This is a genomic window from Lysobacter concretionis Ko07 = DSM 16239 (assembly GCF_000768345.1).
GTDB lineage: Bacteria > Pseudomonadota > Gammaproteobacteria > Xanthomonadales > Xanthomonadaceae > Novilysobacter > Novilysobacter concretionis.
In genome coordinates this window covers 1-15425 of sequence record NZ_AVPS01000011.1, presented here as the reverse complement: position 1 = coordinate 15425, position 15425 = coordinate 1, and the positions used below count along the sequence as shown (strand labels likewise).

General features: G+C 69.2%; 15 protein-coding genes and 4 tRNA genes. 14 read left to right on the top strand and 5 right to left on the bottom strand.

The features are described 5' to 3' along the window. Positions 1–22: 22 nt before the first annotated feature. Entirely contained in the window at positions 23–400 is a 378-nt protein-coding gene (locus tag N792_RS12555) for a DUF2069 domain-containing protein (RefSeq protein WP_052104112.1), read from the bottom strand. After that, complete coding sequence (wrbA, locus tag N792_RS12550) at positions 397–987, bottom strand: NAD(P)H:quinone oxidoreductase (RefSeq protein ID WP_036195931.1); 591 nt, start codon at positions 985–987, stop codon at positions 397–399. Before wrbA ends, N792_RS12555 begins: the two co-directional genes overlap by 4 nt. A gap of 144 nt (positions 988–1131) precedes the next feature. Here wrbA and N792_RS12545 point away from each other — a divergent pair, with 144 nt between their 5' ends. From N792_RS12545 to N792_RS12535, 3 genes are read left to right on the top strand one after another with little or no spacing between them, the layout of a single operon-like run. Further along, entirely contained in the window at positions 1132–2394 is a 1263-nt protein-coding gene (locus N792_RS12545) for a YihY family inner membrane protein (RefSeq protein ID WP_036195825.1), read from the top strand. A 7-nt stretch (positions 2395–2401) separates the two neighbouring features. After that, positions 2402–3010 carry a TlpA family protein disulfide reductase gene (locus N792_RS12540; RefSeq protein WP_156969419.1) on the top strand — a complete coding sequence of 203 codons (609 nt, stop codon included), beginning with the start codon at positions 2402–2404 and terminating at the stop codon, positions 3008–3010. Beyond that, entirely contained in the window at positions 3007–3294 is a 288-nt protein-coding gene (locus tag N792_RS12535) for an acylphosphatase (RefSeq protein ID WP_036195823.1), read from the top strand. Before N792_RS12540 ends, N792_RS12535 begins: the two co-directional genes overlap by 4 nt. 289 nt (positions 3295–3583) lie before the next feature. On the opposite strand, the gene N792_RS12530 is transcribed toward N792_RS12535, so the two are convergent. From N792_RS12530 to hemA, 3 genes are all read right to left on the bottom strand, one after another. Then, on the bottom strand, positions 3584–5311 hold the full coding sequence (locus N792_RS12530; protein WP_052104129.1) for an O-linked N-acetylglucosamine transferase, SPINDLY family protein: 1728 nt from the start codon (positions 5309–5311) through the stop codon (positions 3584–3586). A gap of 5 nt (positions 5312–5316) precedes the next feature. Then, complete coding sequence (gene prfA, locus N792_RS12525) at positions 5317–6402, bottom strand: peptide chain release factor 1 (RefSeq protein ID WP_036195822.1); 1086 nt, start codon at positions 6400–6402, stop codon at positions 5317–5319. A gap of 105 nt (positions 6403–6507) precedes the next feature. Then, complete coding sequence (hemA, locus tag N792_RS12520; protein ID WP_052104109.1) at positions 6508–7824, bottom strand: glutamyl-tRNA reductase; 1317 nt, start codon at positions 7822–7824, stop codon at positions 6508–6510. A gap of 96 nt (positions 7825–7920) precedes the next feature. On the opposite strand from hemA, the gene N792_RS12515 reads away from it, so the two are divergent. The 11 genes from N792_RS12515 to N792_RS12465 all read left to right on the top strand — a co-directional run bounded on the left by N792_RS12515 (position 7921) and on the right by N792_RS12465 (position 15340). Next, positions 7921–9621, top strand: a complete 1701-nt coding sequence (locus tag N792_RS12515) for a tetratricopeptide repeat protein (RefSeq protein WP_036195820.1) — start codon at positions 7921–7923, stop codon at positions 9619–9621. After that, the gene (gene lolB, locus N792_RS12510; RefSeq protein WP_052104107.1) at positions 9618–10283 is read left to right on the top strand and encodes a lipoprotein insertase outer membrane protein LolB; all 666 of its coding nucleotides are present in this window, start codon (positions 9618–9620) and stop codon (positions 10281–10283) included. Before N792_RS12515 ends, lolB begins: the two co-directional genes overlap by 4 nt. After that, on the top strand, positions 10250–11173 hold the full coding sequence (ispE, locus tag N792_RS12505; RefSeq protein ID WP_084105814.1) for a 4-(cytidine 5'-diphospho)-2-C-methyl-D-erythritol kinase: 924 nt from the start codon (positions 10250–10252) through the stop codon (positions 11171–11173). The genes lolB and ispE overlap by 34 nt, the downstream gene beginning before the upstream one ends. 53 nt (positions 11174–11226) lie before the next feature. Continuing rightward, positions 11227–11303, top strand: a tRNA-Gln gene (locus N792_RS12500). Positions 11304–11345: 42 nt separating this feature from the next. Further along, the gene (locus tag N792_RS12495) at positions 11346–12311 is read left to right on the top strand and encodes a ribose-phosphate diphosphokinase (protein WP_036195817.1); all 966 of its coding nucleotides are present in this window, start codon (positions 11346–11348) and stop codon (positions 12309–12311) included. Positions 12312–12413: 102 nt separating this feature from the next. Beyond that, a complete protein-coding gene (locus tag N792_RS12490) occupies positions 12414–13073 on the top strand; it encodes a 50S ribosomal protein L25/general stress protein Ctc (RefSeq protein WP_036195815.1) in 660 nt (219 codons plus the stop codon). A gap of 63 nt (positions 13074–13136) precedes the next feature. Beyond that, positions 13137–13718 (top strand): aminoacyl-tRNA hydrolase, encoded by a 582-nt coding sequence (gene pth / locus N792_RS12485; protein ID WP_036195814.1) that lies wholly within the window; start codon positions 13137–13139, stop codon positions 13716–13718. Positions 13719–13775: 57 nt separating this feature from the next. Continuing rightward, the gene (gene ychF, locus N792_RS12480; protein WP_036195812.1) at positions 13776–14867 is read left to right on the top strand and encodes a redox-regulated ATPase YchF; all 1092 of its coding nucleotides are present in this window, start codon (positions 13776–13778) and stop codon (positions 14865–14867) included. A 104-nt stretch (positions 14868–14971) separates the two neighbouring features. Then, positions 14972–15057 (top strand) — tRNA-Tyr (locus N792_RS12475). Positions 15058–15149: 92 nt separating this feature from the next. After that, a tRNA-Gly gene (locus N792_RS12470) sits at positions 15150–15223 on the top strand. Between the two features lie 41 nt (positions 15224–15264). Beyond that, positions 15265–15340 (top strand) — tRNA-Thr (locus N792_RS12465). The last annotated feature ends 85 nt before the right edge of the window (positions 15341–15425 follow it).

Here is a 15425-nt window from a genome sequence, read left to right as displayed (position 1 = left end):
TCTGCCAACGACCGGGCCGCGATTACTGCGCCGGAGGCCGCTTTTTAGCGAACCGCGCGCGCAGCCCCGGCAGGTTCGCGGCGTACACCACCACCAGCGCCAGCAAGGTTTCCAGCAGGCCGAAGGCCAGCTCGGGCGGACGCGTCCAGGACGCCATGATGCCGTGGCTGAACCACGCCAGCGCCAGCACCGAGGCCCAGAATGCCGCCGTGCGCGAACGCAGCATCGCGGCGATCCCCAGGGCCAGCGGCGGCAGGGCGAATACTGCCAGCGCCGCCCAATCCCGTGCCGGCCCGAACCAGACCGCAAACAGCAGCGCCAGCGCGATCAAAGCAGCCACCAGCGTGCGCGAGACCGGCGGTCGTCCGGGTGACGCCGGGGGTGTCGCCGGGCTGCTCATGCCAGCCTCCGCGCGGTCAGGGCCAGACGCTTGCCCAGCGCCCGCGCCAGATGCGCTTCGTCCTCGCTGGGTTGCGGATCATCGCCGATCCCGCTGACGTGGCTGGCGCCGTAGGGCGTGCCGCCGGTGCGGGTGGTGCTGAGCCGCGGCTCGGTGAACGGGATGCCCATCAGCAGGCAGCCGTGGTGCAACAGCGGCACCATCATCGTCAGCAGGGTCGACTCCTGGCCGCCGTGCATGGTGGTGGTGGAGGTGAACACCGCCGCCGGCTTGCCGACCAGCGTGCCGCTGGCCCACTGCGCGCCCAGCCCGTCGAGCCAGTGCTTGAGCGGCGCGGCCATGTTGCCGAACCGGGTCGGGCTGCCGATCACCAGGCCGGTGCATTCCTCCAGATCGCGCGGCTCGACATACGGTGCGCCGTCCTCCGGCACCGACGGCGCGATCGCCTGGGTGACCGCCGTGACCGGTGGCACCGTGCGCAGACGCGCGCTCATGCCGTCGACCTCGCCGATGCCGCGCGCGATCTGCCGCGCGAGCTGCGCGACCGAGCCATTGCGGCTGTAATAGAGCACCAGAATCTCGGCCATCGCCTCGTTCAACCCCCACCATCGAAGCCGCCAAGGATAGAGGATGCGCGCGATACCGAGTCGCGAGCCTCTGTGCCAGCTGCGGTCATCCGACCGCGGCCCATCCCGCGCCGGCCGGTCGCCGCGTGCGTTAACCTCCCCACGATGGAACCGCTGGACACCCTGTACCGCTGGAGTGAACGTGTGCGCGACCGCGCGCGGGTGGGCTCGTTCCTGCGGTTCCTCGCCCGGCGCGTGCTGGATGACAACCTGTTCCAGGCGGCCGGTGCGCTGTCGTACACCACCGTGTTCGCGCTGGTGCCGTTGTCGATGGTGGTGTTCGGGGTGTTGTCGGCGTTTCCGGTGTTCGCGGTGTGGAGCGAGCGCCTCAGCGATTACATCTTTTCCAACTTCGTCCCTTCCGCGGCGCGCTCGGTCGAGGACTATCTGCTGCAGTTCTCCACCAATGCCGGCCAGCTCACCACCGCCGGCATCGTGGCGCTGGTGGTGTCGCTGCTGATCACCCTCAACGGGGTGGAGACGACGTTCAACCGGATCTGGCGGGTGAAGGCGGCGCGACCGAAGTTCAGCCGGTTCCTGGTGTATTGGACCGTGCTGACCCTCGGCGCGATCATGGCCGCGGCCAGTCTGGCACTGTCGGCACGCATTTTCGCCCTGTCGATATTCGCCACCAGCGCCGGCCACGCACTGCAGGACATGGTGTTGCGCGTGGCGCCGATGGCGCTGGAGTTGCTGGCGTTTGCCGCGATCTACCGCGTGGTGCCGCATCGCACCGTGCAATGGCGCCATGCGTTCGCCGGCGCGCTGCTGGCGACCTGCGCCTTCGAGCTGGTGCGCTGGGGGCTGGGCGTGTACCTGGGCACCTTCGGCAACTATTCGAAGATCTACGGCACCCTCGCGTTCGTGCCGATCTTCATGATGTGGATCTTCCTCAGCTGGGTGGGCGTGTTGATGGGCGCGTCGCTGGCGTCGTCCAGCTCGGCATTCCGCTACCAGCCGGTGGCGATGCGGCTGCCCGTGGGCTACGAGATGTACGGCCTGTTGCGCCTGCTCGCCCGCTTCAACGAGGCGCGCGGGCACGGCAACGGCCTGCACACCGACGACATCCTGCGGCTGGAACCGATCCTGACCGACGCGCTGGTGCAGGAAATGCTGGCCCAGTTGTGCGACATCAACGTCGTGCGCCGTGCCGAAGACGGCGAATGGCTGCTTGCCCGGGATCTGGACACCCTGTCGCTGGCGGAGCTTTACGAGGCCTGCCAGTTGCGGATTCCGATCGCCGAGGCGCGCCTGCCCTGCGGCGACGATGCGTTCGGCCGGTCGGTCGCCGCCACCCTGGACGAGCTGCGCCTGCCGCTGCGTGACCTGCTCAAACGCCGTGTTTCCACCATCCATGCCCAGGAGTGACTTTCCCATGCGTACCGTTGTTGCCGCAGCGCTGCTGGCCGGCCTGCTGAGCGCCTGCCAACCCTCGACCGCGCCTGATACGGAAGACGCCGTCGCCCCGGCCCCTGCCACACCGCCGTCCGCATCGGAAGAAGCCGCACCGGCTGGGACGAAGCCGGCGCCTGCCGGAGACGTGACCCATCCGAAGCTGGTGCTCACCACGCTGGATGGCGCGACCTACGATCTGGCGGCCCATCGCGGCAAGTGGGTGGTGGTGAATTTCTGGGCGACCTGGTGCGCGCCCTGCCTGAAGGAGATGCCCGAGTTGTCCGCGCTGGATGCGATGCGTGAGCACATCGAGGTGGTCGGCCTGGCGTACGAGGACATCGAACCGGCGGAGATGAAGGCGTTCCTGCTCGAACACCCGGTGGTGTATCCGATCGCGATCGTCGATACCTACGACCCGCCGGCGGATTTCGATACCCCGCGCGGCCTGCCGATGACCTACGTGATTGCGCCCGACGGCAGTGTCGCCAGCAAGATCCTCGGTCCGGTGACGGCGCAGGACATCGAGGACGTGGTCGCTGCGGCCGACGCCGCGCAACCCGCGCGCGCCACCGCGCCGGAGTCAACGTGAGCGGCGCGGCCCGTTTCATCGTCGGCGGCAAGGTGCAGGGCGTGTTTTTCCGCGCCTCGACCCGCGAACAGGCCAGCGCGCTGGGCCTGCGCGGCTACGCGAAAAACCTGCCCGACGGCCGTGTCGACATTCTCGCCGTCGGCGATGCCGAGGCCATCGACCAGCTCGCCGACTGGCTGCGCCGGGGCCCCCCGCAAGCCCGGGTGGACGAGCTGGAGCGCGTGGAGGTGAGCGAGGACGAAATGCGCGACGGCAGCCTGGGCGAGCGTTTCACGATCCTCTGAACCTGGGTCGATGTGGCCACAACCCCACCGGTCCGACAGGGCCGACCTCCCGCCGCGAAGCCGCCGGTCCGGACTGGCTTCCCACAATGCCGCCCGCCGGGCTGGCGCGACGTCGGTCGCGACCTGCACCTCACATCCAACATCCGCAGGTTCGCGGCTGAACCTCCTGCGAAAGCGGTATCCATCCCACGGTAGGAGCGACGTGAGTCGCGAATGCACTGACGTCCGGTTTCGGCGTGCTGTCGCGACCGACGTCGCTCCGCCGCGCGGCGCATTGAGCGCCCGGCTGTCACGTCGACACGCCGGGTGACGGGGGCATCCGCGACCGGCCGCCTTGCGCCATCAACTCCACCGCATCGATGAAATCGCGAGCGAATCCGGCCATGTCGAACAGCCCGCTGTCGCGACGTTGCCGCACCAGTTCGGTCCGCAGCGAATCGAGCAAGGCCGGGTCGCGGCCGCAGTCGATCGCGCGGGCGATGAATTCGGCGTCGCTGGCGACATTCATCGACGCCATGCCGAGGTGGTGGTTGAGGCTGCCGGCAACGCGGGCGGCGAAGGTCTCGCCGGGGCGGGTCAGCACCGGGCAGCCGGCCCACAGCGCGTCGGAGGCGGTGGTGTGCGCGTTGTAGGGTTCGGTGTCGAGGAACAGGTCGGCGTGTTGCAGGCGTGCCAGGTACCGGGGGTGCGGCTGCTTGGGCATGAACACCAGCCGGTGCGGATCGATGCCTTCGTCGCGGGCGACCGCGCGCAGGCGCTCGTCGGCGCGGCCGGGGCCGGACAGCAGCCACAGCACGCTGCCGGGCACGCCGCGCAGCACCGCCAAGGCGCGCGTCACGCTGCGGGGATTGAGCTTGTAGCTGTTGTTGAAGCAGCAGAACACCACGCCATCGCCGCGTTCGGGCAGGCCGCATTCGGCGCGCGATGGCGGCATCGACAGTTCGCGGCGGGTGTCGGAGGGCTGGAAGCAGCGCGGCAGCCGCAGCACGTTTTCGCTGAAATGCGGTGCCAGCGACTCGGGCAGGACGAAGTGGTCGGCCAATACGAAATCAATCCAGGGCGCGCCGGAGGTGCCGGGGTAGGCGAGCCAGTTGACCTGTACCGGCGCCGGGCGCATCGCCAGCACCTGCGGTGCACCGCCGCCGCCCCAGCCGCGCAGGTCGAACAGGACGTCGATCGCGGCATCGCGGATGGCCATCGCGACCTGGCCGTGGCTGCGGCCGGCGACGTCATGCAGGCGGGTCGCCGTCTGCAGGCGCTGGCGGATCCCGCTGCCGTCATCGGGATTGAGCGCGAACAGGTGCAGGTCCAGCGTGGCCTGCGCGGCCAGCGCGTCGAACAGCGCTACGGTCAGCAGGCCGGTCGGGTGCGCGCCGAAGCCGTTGGACAGGAACCCGACACGCAGGGCCTTTGTGGCATCGCGCGGAGGCGGGGGTGGCAACGGCCGTACCGAGCGGGCGACGGCGGTCGCGCGCAACCGCGCACAAAGCAGTTGTTCGGCGGCGCTGCTGTCCTCGCTCAGGAACGCGAACGGCTCGACCGCGGCGTGACCGTCACGGACCGCGCTGCGGACCTGCTTCGACAAGGCTTCCAGGTCGCGCCAGTCGCACAGCTTGCGCCGCCAGGCGAGCAGGTAGGCGGCCAGCTGGGGCTCGTCGGGCGCGAGCGCGTGGGCGCGGGCGTATGCCTCCGACGCGGCTTCGGCCTCGCCGATGTCCTCCAGCACATGGCCGAGCCAGACCGCGATACCGGGGTGGTCGGGGGCGTTGTTGGCGGCGGCGCGCAGGCTGGCGGCGGCGTCCCCGTGGCGGCCCTGCATCCACTGCGCGCGTCCCAAACGGGCCAACGCTTCGGGGTGGCCCGGCGCCAGCGCCAGGGCGCGCCGGCTTGCCGCCTCGCCGGCCCGGGCGTCACCGCTGTCCAGTTCGGCTTCCGACAGCAGGATCCAGGCCAGCGGGTTGTCCGGCTCGCGGGTGACGGCGTGGCGGGCTTCGGCGCGGGGATCGGTGAATCGCATGCCGTTCACGTCCCCTGGGTGAGACGGGCGAGCTCGTCGGCCTGGTGTTCCTGCTGCAGCCGCGCCACGAGCGCGTCGAGGTCGCCGGTCAGCACGTTGGGCAGGTCGTACAGGGTCAGGCCCTCGACGCGGTGGTCGGTGATCCGGCCCTGCGAGTAGTTGTAGGTGCGGATGCGCTGGCTGCGGTCGCCGCTGCCGACCTGCAGCTTGCGGTCCTGGGCGACGGCGGCGGCGGCCTTGTTGGCCTGCTCCTCGGCCAGGGTCGCGCGCAGGCGCTTCATCGCGGTGTCGCGGTTGGCGTGCTGGCTGCGCTCGGTCTGGCTCTCGACCACGATGCCGCTGGGCAGGTGGGTGATGCGGATCGCCGAATCGGTCTTGTTGACGTGCTGGCCGCCGGCACCGGAGGAGCGGAAGGTGTCTATCCGCAGGTCGGCCGGGTTGATCTCGACCGGTTCGCCTTCGGGTTCGACCGCGATGATCGCCACCGTCGCCGCCGACGTGTGCACCCGGCCCTGGGACTCGGTTTCCGGCACGCGCTGGACGCGGTGGGTGCCGGACTCGAACTTCAGCTTCGAATACGCGCCGCGGCCTTCGACCCGGGCGATGACCTCCTTGAAACCGCCGTGCTCGCCCTGGCTGGCCGATTCGATCTCGACCCGCCAGCCTTGGCGCTCGGCATAGCGCGAGTACATGCGGAACAGGTCGCCGGCGAAGATGGCGGCCTCGTCGCCGCCGGTGCCGGCCCGGACTTCCAGGTACAGGTCCCCTTCGTCGCGCGGATCCTTCGGCACCAGGTGGGCCAGCAACTCGACATCGAGTTGTTGCAGGCGCGCGGTCGCGGCGGCGATTTCCTCCTCGGCCAGCTCGCCCAGCTCCGGGTCGCCGCGCATTGCCTGCGCCGCGGCCAGGTCGGCTTTCGCTGCCGCCTCGTCGGCCAGGGCGGTGGCGACCGGCTCCAGCTGTGAGAACTCGCGCGAGAGCTGGCGGAAGCGCGGGTTGTCGCCGATCACCTGGGGGTCGGCGAGCAGGCGCTCCAACTCCTCGCGTCGTTCGACGAGGGCTTCGAGCTTACGGCGCAGGCTGGGGGTCATCGGAGGCTCGGTCGATCGGGAAAGTCGTCCGCGGGGCGGGCGTGAGGCGGTGCAGGGCGGGGTCGGAGCGAGGCGCGTCGGCCGGACCGGTTCCAGTGAGCGGCGCTACTTGCGGCCGGTGCCCGGAGGCGGGTCGGCAGGCGCAGCGTCATCGCCGCCCGGGAACAGCCGGTCGGCGGCGCGTGCGAGCTCCGCGTTGCCGCTCAGCGCCGCTTCGCGCAGGGCGATGGTCGGGGCGTGCAGCAGGCGGTTGGTCAGGGTGTGGGCGAGGAAGTCGAGCACCGCGGACGGGTCTTCGCCGGCGGCCAGTTGCGCCCTGGCCTTGGCCAGCGACTCCGCACGCGCCGCTTCGCCGTGGGCGCGCAGGCGCTTGAGCGGGGCGGTGCGGGTGCGGGCGACAAAACTTTCCATGAACCGGGCGACCTGCACCTCGACGATGGCTTCCGCCTCGCTGGCCGCCTCGCGACGGCTGCGGCGGTTGTCCTCGATCGAGCGTTCCAGGTCGTCCACCGTGTAGAGGTAGACGTCGCGCAAGCCGGCCACGTCGGCGGCGATGTCGCGCGGCACGGCCAGGTCCAGCAGCAGCATCGGCCGGTGCTTGCGGTTGGCCAGCGCGGCGCTGACCTGGTCGCGGTGCAGGATCGGCGCGCGCGCGGCGGTGGCCGACAGCACGATGTCGGCCTCGCCCAGGTGCCGGTCCAGTTCCTCCAGCGGCAGGGCGACGCCGCCGTGACGGCTGGCCAGTTCCTGCGCGTGGGCGAGGGTGCGGTTGGCGATCAGCAGGCGCTTGGCCTTGGCCTGCACCAGGTGGCGCGCGGCCAGCTCGATGGTGTCGCCGGCGCCGATCAGCAGCACGGTGGAATCCTCCAGCCGGGCGAACGACTCCTGCGCCAGCCGCACCGCCGCGGAGGCGACCGAGACCGGGTTCGCGCCGATGCGGGTGTCGGTGCGCGCACGCTTGGCGGTGGTGAAGGTGTGCTGGAACAGGCGGTCCAGCTGGCTGCCCAGGCTGCCGGCGGCGCGTGCGCTGGCCCAGGCGTCCTTCACCTGGCCGAGGATCTGCGGCTCGCCCAGCACCAGCGAATCCAGTCCGGTGGCGACCCGGAACAGGTGGCGCACCGCGTCGGCACCGGCGTGGCGGTACAGGTAGGCGTGCAGGTCTGCGGACTCGCCGGGCTGGTTGGCCAGCCAGTCCGCCACCGCCGCCCCGTCATCGTCGACGACGGTGTAGATCTCGGTGCGGTTGCAGGTCGACAGCAGCGCGGCCTCATGCACCTGCGACAACCCACGCAACGACATCAGAGCGGCCGGCAGGCTGTCGGCCGAAAACGCCACCTGCTCGCGCAGGCTGACCGGCGCGGTCTGATGGTTGATGCCCAGCACGTACAGGCTGGTCGAAGCGCGTGTTGTCGCCGGACTCATTGGAAATGCGCTACCCGTTCAGGTGCTTGCGATAAGCTGCTGGCTGCTGAAAGCCGACATTCTACCGGCCTCGCGAAACTCAGGGATTCCCGCCCGATGCCCGCAATCCTGCGTGTGTTCACCATCAGTATCGTCCTGCTTGTCGCGTGCGCGGTTTCCACGCCGATCGCCCAGGCGGCGCAGACGCCGCCGCAGGACGATGCCGTCGTGCGGACACTGGAACCCTTGATGGCGGCCGAATTCGCGCTGCAGGCCGGCCGCCTCGACGAGGCCGCGCGCTGGTACCTGCAGGCCGCCTTGGCCGCGCAGGACATGCCGCTGACCGAGCGCGCGACGCGGATCGCCTTGCTGGCCCGCGACGACGACAGCGCCGACCGGTTGCTGTCGCTGTGGCGCAGGCAGGGCGGGCAGGGCGTCAATTTCCTCGCCGCCGAGGCCAGTCTGGCATTGCGTCACGGCAACGAACGCCAGGCGCGCAAGTACCTGGTGCAACTGCTGGACATGCCCGGTGACGAGGGCTGGCGGCAGGTGCTGGGGGTGATCGTCGCCGGTGCGCGCGACCCTGCGCAGGCCGCCACCGTGCTGGAAACACTGGTCAGGCAAGGGCGCATCCCCGGCAAGCTGCAAGCCTGGCTCGCGTTCGGCGGCCTTGCCCAGCGGCTGGAACAGCCCGAACTTGCCGAGCGCATCGTCGCCGAGGTGGTCAAGCGGTTCCCCGGCGAACCCCGGGTCGCCCTGTTGCGTGCCAGCCAGCTGCGCGAGGCCCGCAAGAAGGACCAGGCCCGCGACGTGCTCGCCGGGGTGGTCGAGCAGGCCGGCGGCGACAGCGACCTGCGCCTGGCCATTGCCTACGAGTACGACGCGCTCGGCGATCTGGACGCCGCGGCGGCGACCCTCGCGCGCGGCCCGCAGGACGAGCAGACCTATGCCTTGCGCGCCTCGTTGCTGGCGCGCGGCCAGGACAAGACCGCGCTGGTCGCGCTGTATGACGAACTGCGCCGCCACGCCGACACGCCGGATCCGCAGCGCCGCCTGCTGCTGGGCCAGATCGCCGAGTTCCTGGACCGCTTCGACGAGGCGCTGGGCTGGTATCAGGGCGTTCCGGGCGGTCCCCAGCGTTGGCCGGCGAGCCTTCGCAGCGCGAACGTGCTGTACGAGCTGGGCCGCGCGCAGGAAGGTTTCGCCCACCTGCACGACATGCAGGCCGATGCCGGCGCGCCCGACGACGCCCGCCGCGATGCGTACCTGCTGGAAGCGGCGCTGCACGAGAAAGCCAGGGACGCCGTGGCCGAGAAGGATGCGTTTTCCCGCGGACTGGCCGCGTTTCCGGACGACCTGGAAATCCTCTACGCCCGCGCACTGAGCTGGGAGCGCGCGGACGACATCGCCCGTGCCGAGGCCGACCTGCGCCGGATCCTGGTGATCGATCCCGAGTCGGTCGCCGCCTTGAATGCCCTGGGCTACACCCTGGCCGATCGCACCGACCGCTACCAGGAAGCGCTGGAACTCATCAACCGCGCGCGCGCCGCGCAGCCCGACAACGCCGCGATCATCGACAGCTACGGCTGGGTGCTGTACCGGCTGGGCCGCAACGAGGAGGCGCTGGGCGAACTGCGCCAGGCCTTCGCGTTGCAGAAGGACGCCGAGATCGCCGCCCATCTGGGCGAGGTGCTGTGGGTGCTGGGCAAGCGCGACGAGGCCCGCAAGTATTTCGAAGAAGCCCGCCAGATCGACCCGGACAACCGCTCCCTGCAGCGCGCGCTGGAGAAGACGGTGCCGGAGAAAAGCACGCCATGACGGGACGCCTTGTCGCCGTCGCCGCGCTGGCCCTGTTGTTGGCGGCCTGCGCCGGCGCGCCCGTACGGCCGGAGCTGACCCCCGCCGCGCTGGCCGCCGCCGAGGCTGCCCAGGCAGGCCGCGAACAGGCGCTGGGTGCGCAGTCGGACTGGTCGCTGGCGGGGCGCATCGCCGTGTCCAACCAGGGCAAGGGCGGCAGCGGCCGGATCGAATGGACCCAGGCCGGCCCGGACTACCGCATCACCCTGAGCGCGCCGGTCACCCGGCAGGGCTGGCAGTTGTCCGGCAATGCGGATTCGGCCCGGCTGGAGGGCCTGGAGGGCGGGCCGCGTTCGGGTCCGGACGCGCAGGCGTTGCTGCTGGCGGCGACCGGCTGGGACATCCCGGTCGACGCGCTGGCCCAATGGGTTCGCGGCGCGCGCGCCCCGGCGCTGGGTCCGGCGCGGATCGATTACGGCAGCGACGGGTTGCCGTGGCGGATCCGGCAGGCGGGCTGGTCGATCGAGTACCGCTGGCCGCCGGCCGATCCGGCGATGCCGGCGGCGCAGATCCGCCTGCCGAGCCGCCTGGATGCCAAGCGCGACGAGGCAGGCGTCCGTCTGGTGGTCGACGAGTGGGGCGTCGATGAATGGGGAAGCCGCAACCCGTCCTCTCCGCCGTGAAAAGCAGCATCGAAGCAACCGGCGCCGACCTGGACGCAACCTGGAGCGTCTGGCCGGCCCCGGCCAAGCTCAATCTGTTCCTGCGCATTCCGGGCCGGCGTCCGGACGGGTATCACCGGCTGCAGACCGTGTTCCGCCTGCTCGACTGGGGCGACACGATCCGCTTGCGGGTGCGCCGGGACGGCCGGATCGTGCGTCATGGGGTGTCGGTGGCCGGCGTCGCCGAGGCCGACGACCTCACGGTGCGCGCGGCGAAACTGCTGCAGGCGGCGTCGGTACCTGCGCTGGGCGCCGACATCATGGTCGAGAAGCGCATCCCGGCCGGCGGTGGTTTCGGCGGCGGCTCCTCCGATGCCGCCACCGTGCTGGTCGCGCTGGACAGGCTGTGGGAGACCCGGCTGGGGGTGGACGCCCTGGCGGCGCTGGGCCTGCAACTGGGCGCGGACGTGCCGGTGTTCGTGCGCGGCGACAACGCCTGGGCCGAAGGCGTGGGCGAGTTGCTGACACCGCTGGCGCTGCCGCCGGCCTGGTACCTGCTGGTCGACCCGGGCGTCCACGTGTCCACGGCTGAACTTTTCCAGTCGCCCGAATTGACGCGCGATGCGCGGCCCGCGACAATGTCCGACTTCGTTTCGGGCATCCCGCTCGGGAACGCGTTCGAGCCGGTGTTGCGCGGCCGCGAACCGGCCGTCAACGCCGCGTTTGCCGCCCTGTCGCCGTTCGGCACGCCGCGTCTGACGGGCTCCGGCAGCGGTTGTTTCGTCGAGTTCGCGACCCGCGAATCCGCCGAGGCGGCACTGGCGGCGTTGCCGACCGGCCTCAAGGCGTGGTTGGCGGCAGGCGCGGCGCGGTCACCGTTGCACGCCGGGTTCGGCGGGGCCACGGACTGACTCCCGGCGCGATGCAGTCGAAACCCTGCCGGCAACGGCAGAAACAGTTACACAGGGGCGTCGCCAAGAGGCCTAAGGCACCAGGTTTTGATCCTGGCATTCGTAGGTTCGAATCCTACCGCCCCTGCCAATCCTGAAACACATCCGCCGCAAGGCCGGAGCCAAGCGGAAAATGACCGTCCAAACCGATCGCAACCTGTTGGTCTTTTCCGGCAACGCCAACCGCCCGTTGGCGCAGGCCGTCTGCAAGGAACTCGGCATCCGCATGGGCAAGGCGCTGGTCAGCCGCTTTTCCGATGGCGAAGTCCAGGTCGAGATCGAGGAGAACGTGCGCCGCCAGGAGGCGTTCGTGATCCAGCCGACCTGCGCGCCCAGCGCGGAGAACCTGGTCGAGCTGCTGGTGCTGATCGACGCGCTCAAGCGCGCCTCCATCAGCAGCGTCACCGCGGTGGTGCCGTACTTCGGCTACGCCCGCCAGGACCGCCGGCCGCGTTCGTCGCGGGTGCCGATAACCGCCAAGGTCGCGGCCAAGATGTTCAGCGCGGTCGGCTGCGACCGGGTGCTGACGATCGACCTGCATGCCGACCAGATCCAGGGTTTCTTCGACATTCCGGTCGACAACGTCTACGCCTCGCCGCTGCTGCTGGCCGATATCTGGCGCGCGCACGGCACCGACAACCTGATCGTGGTCAGTCCCGACGTGGGCGGCGTGGTGCGCGCCCGCGCGATCGCCAAACGCCTGGATGACGCCGACCTGGCGATCATCGACAAGCGCCGTCCGCGCGCCAACGTCGCCACGGTGATGAACATCATCGGCGACGTGTCGGGCAAGACCTGCGTGCTGGTCGACGACATCGTCGATACCGCCGGCACCCTGTGCGCCGCGGCCGCCGCGCTCAAGGCGCAGGGCGCGATCAAGGTCGTGGCCTACTGCACCCACGCGGTGCTGTCGGGCGCGGCCATCAGCAACATCCGCGGCTCCGAGCTCGACGAGCTGGTGGTGACGGACACGATTCCGCTGACCGATGCGGCACGCGAGTGCGGCCGGGTGCGCCAGCTCAGCGTGGCCGAACTGCTGGCCGAGACGATCCGCCGGATTTCGGGCGGCGAGTCGGTCAGCTCCCTGTACGTGGATTGAGCGATAGCGACATCCGACGATTTTTGACTCGCCTGGTCGCGGGCGAGTCTTCCGGGTCACCGCGAGGTGGCTTTCCAATGCAACAAAGCGAGTAACCAAGCAATGTCCAACAAAGTCATCAAGGCCACTGGCCGCAGTGTCGAGGGGAAGGGTGCGAGCCGCCGCCTGCGTCACGCGGGCAAGATTCCGGCCATCGTCTATGGCGGCACCGCCGCTCCGCAGCCGGTCCTGCTGGATCAGGAAAAGATCTGGGTCGCCAGCCAGAACGAGTGGTTCTATTCCACCATTCTCGACCTGGACGTCGACGGCAAGGTCGAGAGCGTGCTGCTGCGTGACATGCAGCGCCACCCGTACAAGCAGATCATCATGCACCTGGATTTCATGCGGGTGAACCAGAAGGAAGTCCTGCGCGCCTCGGTGCCGCTGCACTTCATCAATGAGGACATCTCGCCGGCCGGCAAGAACGCCGACGTGATCATCATGAAGGAGCTGGTGCAGGTCGAAGTGAGCTGCCTGCCGAAGGATCTGCCGGAGAACCTCCAGGTCGACCTGAGCGAGCTGGAGCTGGGCGACATCATCCACCTGTCGAAGATCCAGTTGCCCGAGGGCGTCGAGATCCCGAGCCTGGCGCTGGGTGCCGAGCATGACGTCGCCGTCGTGGTCGCCCGCAAGGGTCGCGTCGAAGCCGAGCCGGAAGTCGCCGATGAAGAAGCGACGGATGCCGAAGTGCCGGCGACCAAGGCCGAGAAGGACGCCGAATAAGCCCGCGTCGGGCCGAGGCGCCTGCCATCGCGGGCGCCTCGGCACGCGGCTTGTTCGCCTGCAATGGCCGGTTTGCGACTTATCGTCGGGCTGGGCAATCCCGGACCCGAGCACTCCCGGACCCGGCACAATGCCGGGTTCTGGCTAGTTGACGCCCTGGCGGAAAAGCTGGGTGCGCGTTTCGGACTTGAATCCAAGCTGTTCGGCCAGACCGCGAAGGTCGAGATCGCCGGGCAAGCGGTGTGGTTGTTGAAGCCGGCAACCTTCATGAACCTGTCGGGCAAGTCGGTCACCGCGGCGATGCGCTACTGGAAAATCGAGCCCGAAGAGGCCCTGCTGGCGCACGACGAGCTCGATCTGCCCACGGGTACCGCGCGGCTGAAGTTCGATGGCGGCCACGGCGGCCAGAACGGCCTGCGCGACACCATGCGCCTGCTCGGTCACGGCGGGTTTCACCGCTTGCGGATCGGCATCGGCCATCCCGGGCACAAGGACATCGTCACCCCATGGGTGCTGGGCCGGCCGGGTCGCGAGGATGAAGCACTGATCCTGCGCGCGATTGACGATGCGATCGACGTGTTGCCGCTGGCGGTGGCCGGCGACTTCAACGAGGCCATGAAGCGGTTGCATACGCCCCGGGTCTGACCAGTCACCACACAAGCTCCACGTTCCACCCCTATCAACGAAAGCGAGTACAGCGTCATGGGCATCACCTGCGGCATCGTCGGATTGCCGAACGTCGGCAAGTCGACCCTCTTCAATGCCCTGACCAAGGCCGGCATCGCGGCGGCCAATTTTCCGTTCTGCACGATCGAGCCGAACGTCGGCGTGGTGCCGGTGCCGGACCCGCGCCTGAATGCGCTGGCCGAGATCGTCAAACCGCAACGGTGCCTGCCGACGGCGGTCGAGTTCGTCGATATCGCCGGGCTGGTCGCCGGTGCCGCCAGCGGCGAGGGCCTGGGCAACAAGTTCCTCGCCCACATCCGCGAGGTCGACGCCATCACCCATGTGGTGCGCTGCTTCGACAACGACGACATCATCCACGTCAGCAACAGGATCGACCCGATCGCCGACATCGATACGATCGATACCGAGCTGGCGCTGGCCGACCTGGATTCGGTCGAGAAGGCCTTGCAGCGCGCCGAGCGCAGCGCCAAGACCGGCGACAAGGACGCCAAGGCGCGCGTCGAGGTGCTGACGCGGGTGCGTGATGGTCTGGATGCCGGCAAGCCCGCGCGTGCGCTGGGGTTGTCCGAGGACGATCGGCTTGCCGTGCGCGACCTGTTCCTGTTGACCCTGAAGCCGGTGATGTACGTCGCCAACGTGCTCGAGGATGGCTTCGAGAACAATCCCCACCTGGATGCCGTGCGTGCCCGTGCGGCGACCGAGGGCGCGGAAGTGGTGCCGGTGTCGGCCGCGATCGAGGAGGAACTGAGCCAGCTCGAGGACGAGGACCGCGACGCGTTCCTGGCCGACCTGGGTCTGGAAGAGCCCGGCCTCAACCGCGTCATCCGTGCCGCCTACAAGTTGCTGGGCCTGCAGACCTACTTCACCGCCGGCGTGAAGGAAGTCCGCGCCTGGACGGTCAAGGGCGGATCCACCGCGCCGCAGGCCGCCGCGGTGATCCACACCGACTTCGAGAAGGGCTTCATCCGCGCCGAGACGATCGGCTACGACGACTTCATCCAGTACAGGGGCGAGGCCGGTGCGCGCGATGCGGGCCGGATGCGCAAGGAAGGCAAGGAATACATCGTCCAGGAAGGCGACGTGCTGCACTTCCTGTTCAACGTCTGACCCGGTCGGCCAGCCTGGAAAAGCGGTTTCCGGCATTAATCTGCAATTTGGCGTCGGAATGCGTTGACATCCGCCGCAAGGCCATCCAGAATTGCGGGCTCTTTGGAGGGATACCCAAGCGGCCAACGGGGGCAGACTGTAAATCTGCTGGCTTACGCCTTCGGTGGTTCGAATCCACCTCCCTCCACCAGCATTGCTGCAGTCGCGATGCCGGTAGACGAAACGCAGTAAACCGATAGACTTACCATCCGTCGGCGCAACACCCAAGCAGGTCAGTCCGGCGCGGGAGTAGTTCAATGGTAGAACCTCAGCCTTCCAAGCTGATGGTGCGGGTTCGATCCCCGTCTCCCGCTCCATTGATGCCGCGACGTTTGTAATGCACCTGCTGGAACAATCTGCTCACGTAGCTCAGTCGGTAGAGCACCTCCTTGGTAAGGAGGAGGTCACTGGTTCGATTCCAGTCGTGAGCACCACACATTCCACCGAAGCACACCGTCCCACAGCGAGAAGCGACAGCCATGGCCAAAGGTAAATTCGAGCGCACCAAGCCGCACGTGA

Bases quoted from the DNA above. Each gene is read 5' to 3' on its own strand.
- lolB (WP_052104107.1), top strand. From the start codon at position 9,618: ATGACGGGACGCCTTGTCGCCGTCGCCGCGCTGGCCCTGTTGTTGGCG.
- N792_RS12545 (WP_036195825.1), top strand. From the start codon at position 1,132: ATGGAACCGCTGGACACCCTGTACCGCTGGAGTGAACGTGTGCGCGAC.
- prfA (WP_036195822.1), bottom strand. From the start codon at position 6,402: ATGACCCCCAGCCTGCGCCGTAAGCTCGAAGCCCTCGTCGAACGACGC.
- N792_RS12515 (WP_036195820.1), top strand. From the start codon at position 7,921: ATGCCCGCAATCCTGCGTGTGTTCACCATCAGTATCGTCCTGCTTGTC.
- ychF (WP_036195812.1), top strand. From the start codon at position 13,776: ATGGGCATCACCTGCGGCATCGTCGGATTGCCGAACGTCGGCAAGTCG.
- N792_RS12540 (WP_156969419.1), top strand. From the start codon at position 2,402: ATGCGTACCGTTGTTGCCGCAGCGCTGCTGGCCGGCCTGCTGAGCGCC.
- wrbA (WP_036195931.1), bottom strand. From the start codon at position 987: ATGGCCGAGATTCTGGTGCTCTATTACAGCCGCAATGGCTCGGTCGCG.
- N792_RS12530 (WP_052104129.1), bottom strand. From the start codon at position 5,311: ATGCGATTCACCGATCCCCGCGCCGAAGCCCGCCACGCCGTCACCCGC.
- N792_RS12495 (WP_036195817.1), top strand. From the start codon at position 11,346: ATGACCGTCCAAACCGATCGCAACCTGTTGGTCTTTTCCGGCAACGCC.
- ispE (WP_084105814.1), top strand. From the start codon at position 10,250: ATGGGGAAGCCGCAACCCGTCCTCTCCGCCGTGAAAAGCAGCATCGAA.
- N792_RS12555 (WP_052104112.1), bottom strand. From the start codon at position 400: ATGAGCAGCCCGGCGACACCCCCGGCGTCACCCGGACGACCGCCGGTC.
- hemA (WP_052104109.1), bottom strand. From the start codon at position 7,824: ATGAGTCCGGCGACAACACGCGCTTCGACCAGCCTGTACGTGCTGGGC.
- pth (WP_036195814.1), top strand. From the start codon at position 13,137: ATGGCCGGTTTGCGACTTATCGTCGGGCTGGGCAATCCCGGACCCGAG.
- N792_RS12490 (WP_036195815.1), top strand. From the start codon at position 12,414: ATGTCCAACAAAGTCATCAAGGCCACTGGCCGCAGTGTCGAGGGGAAG.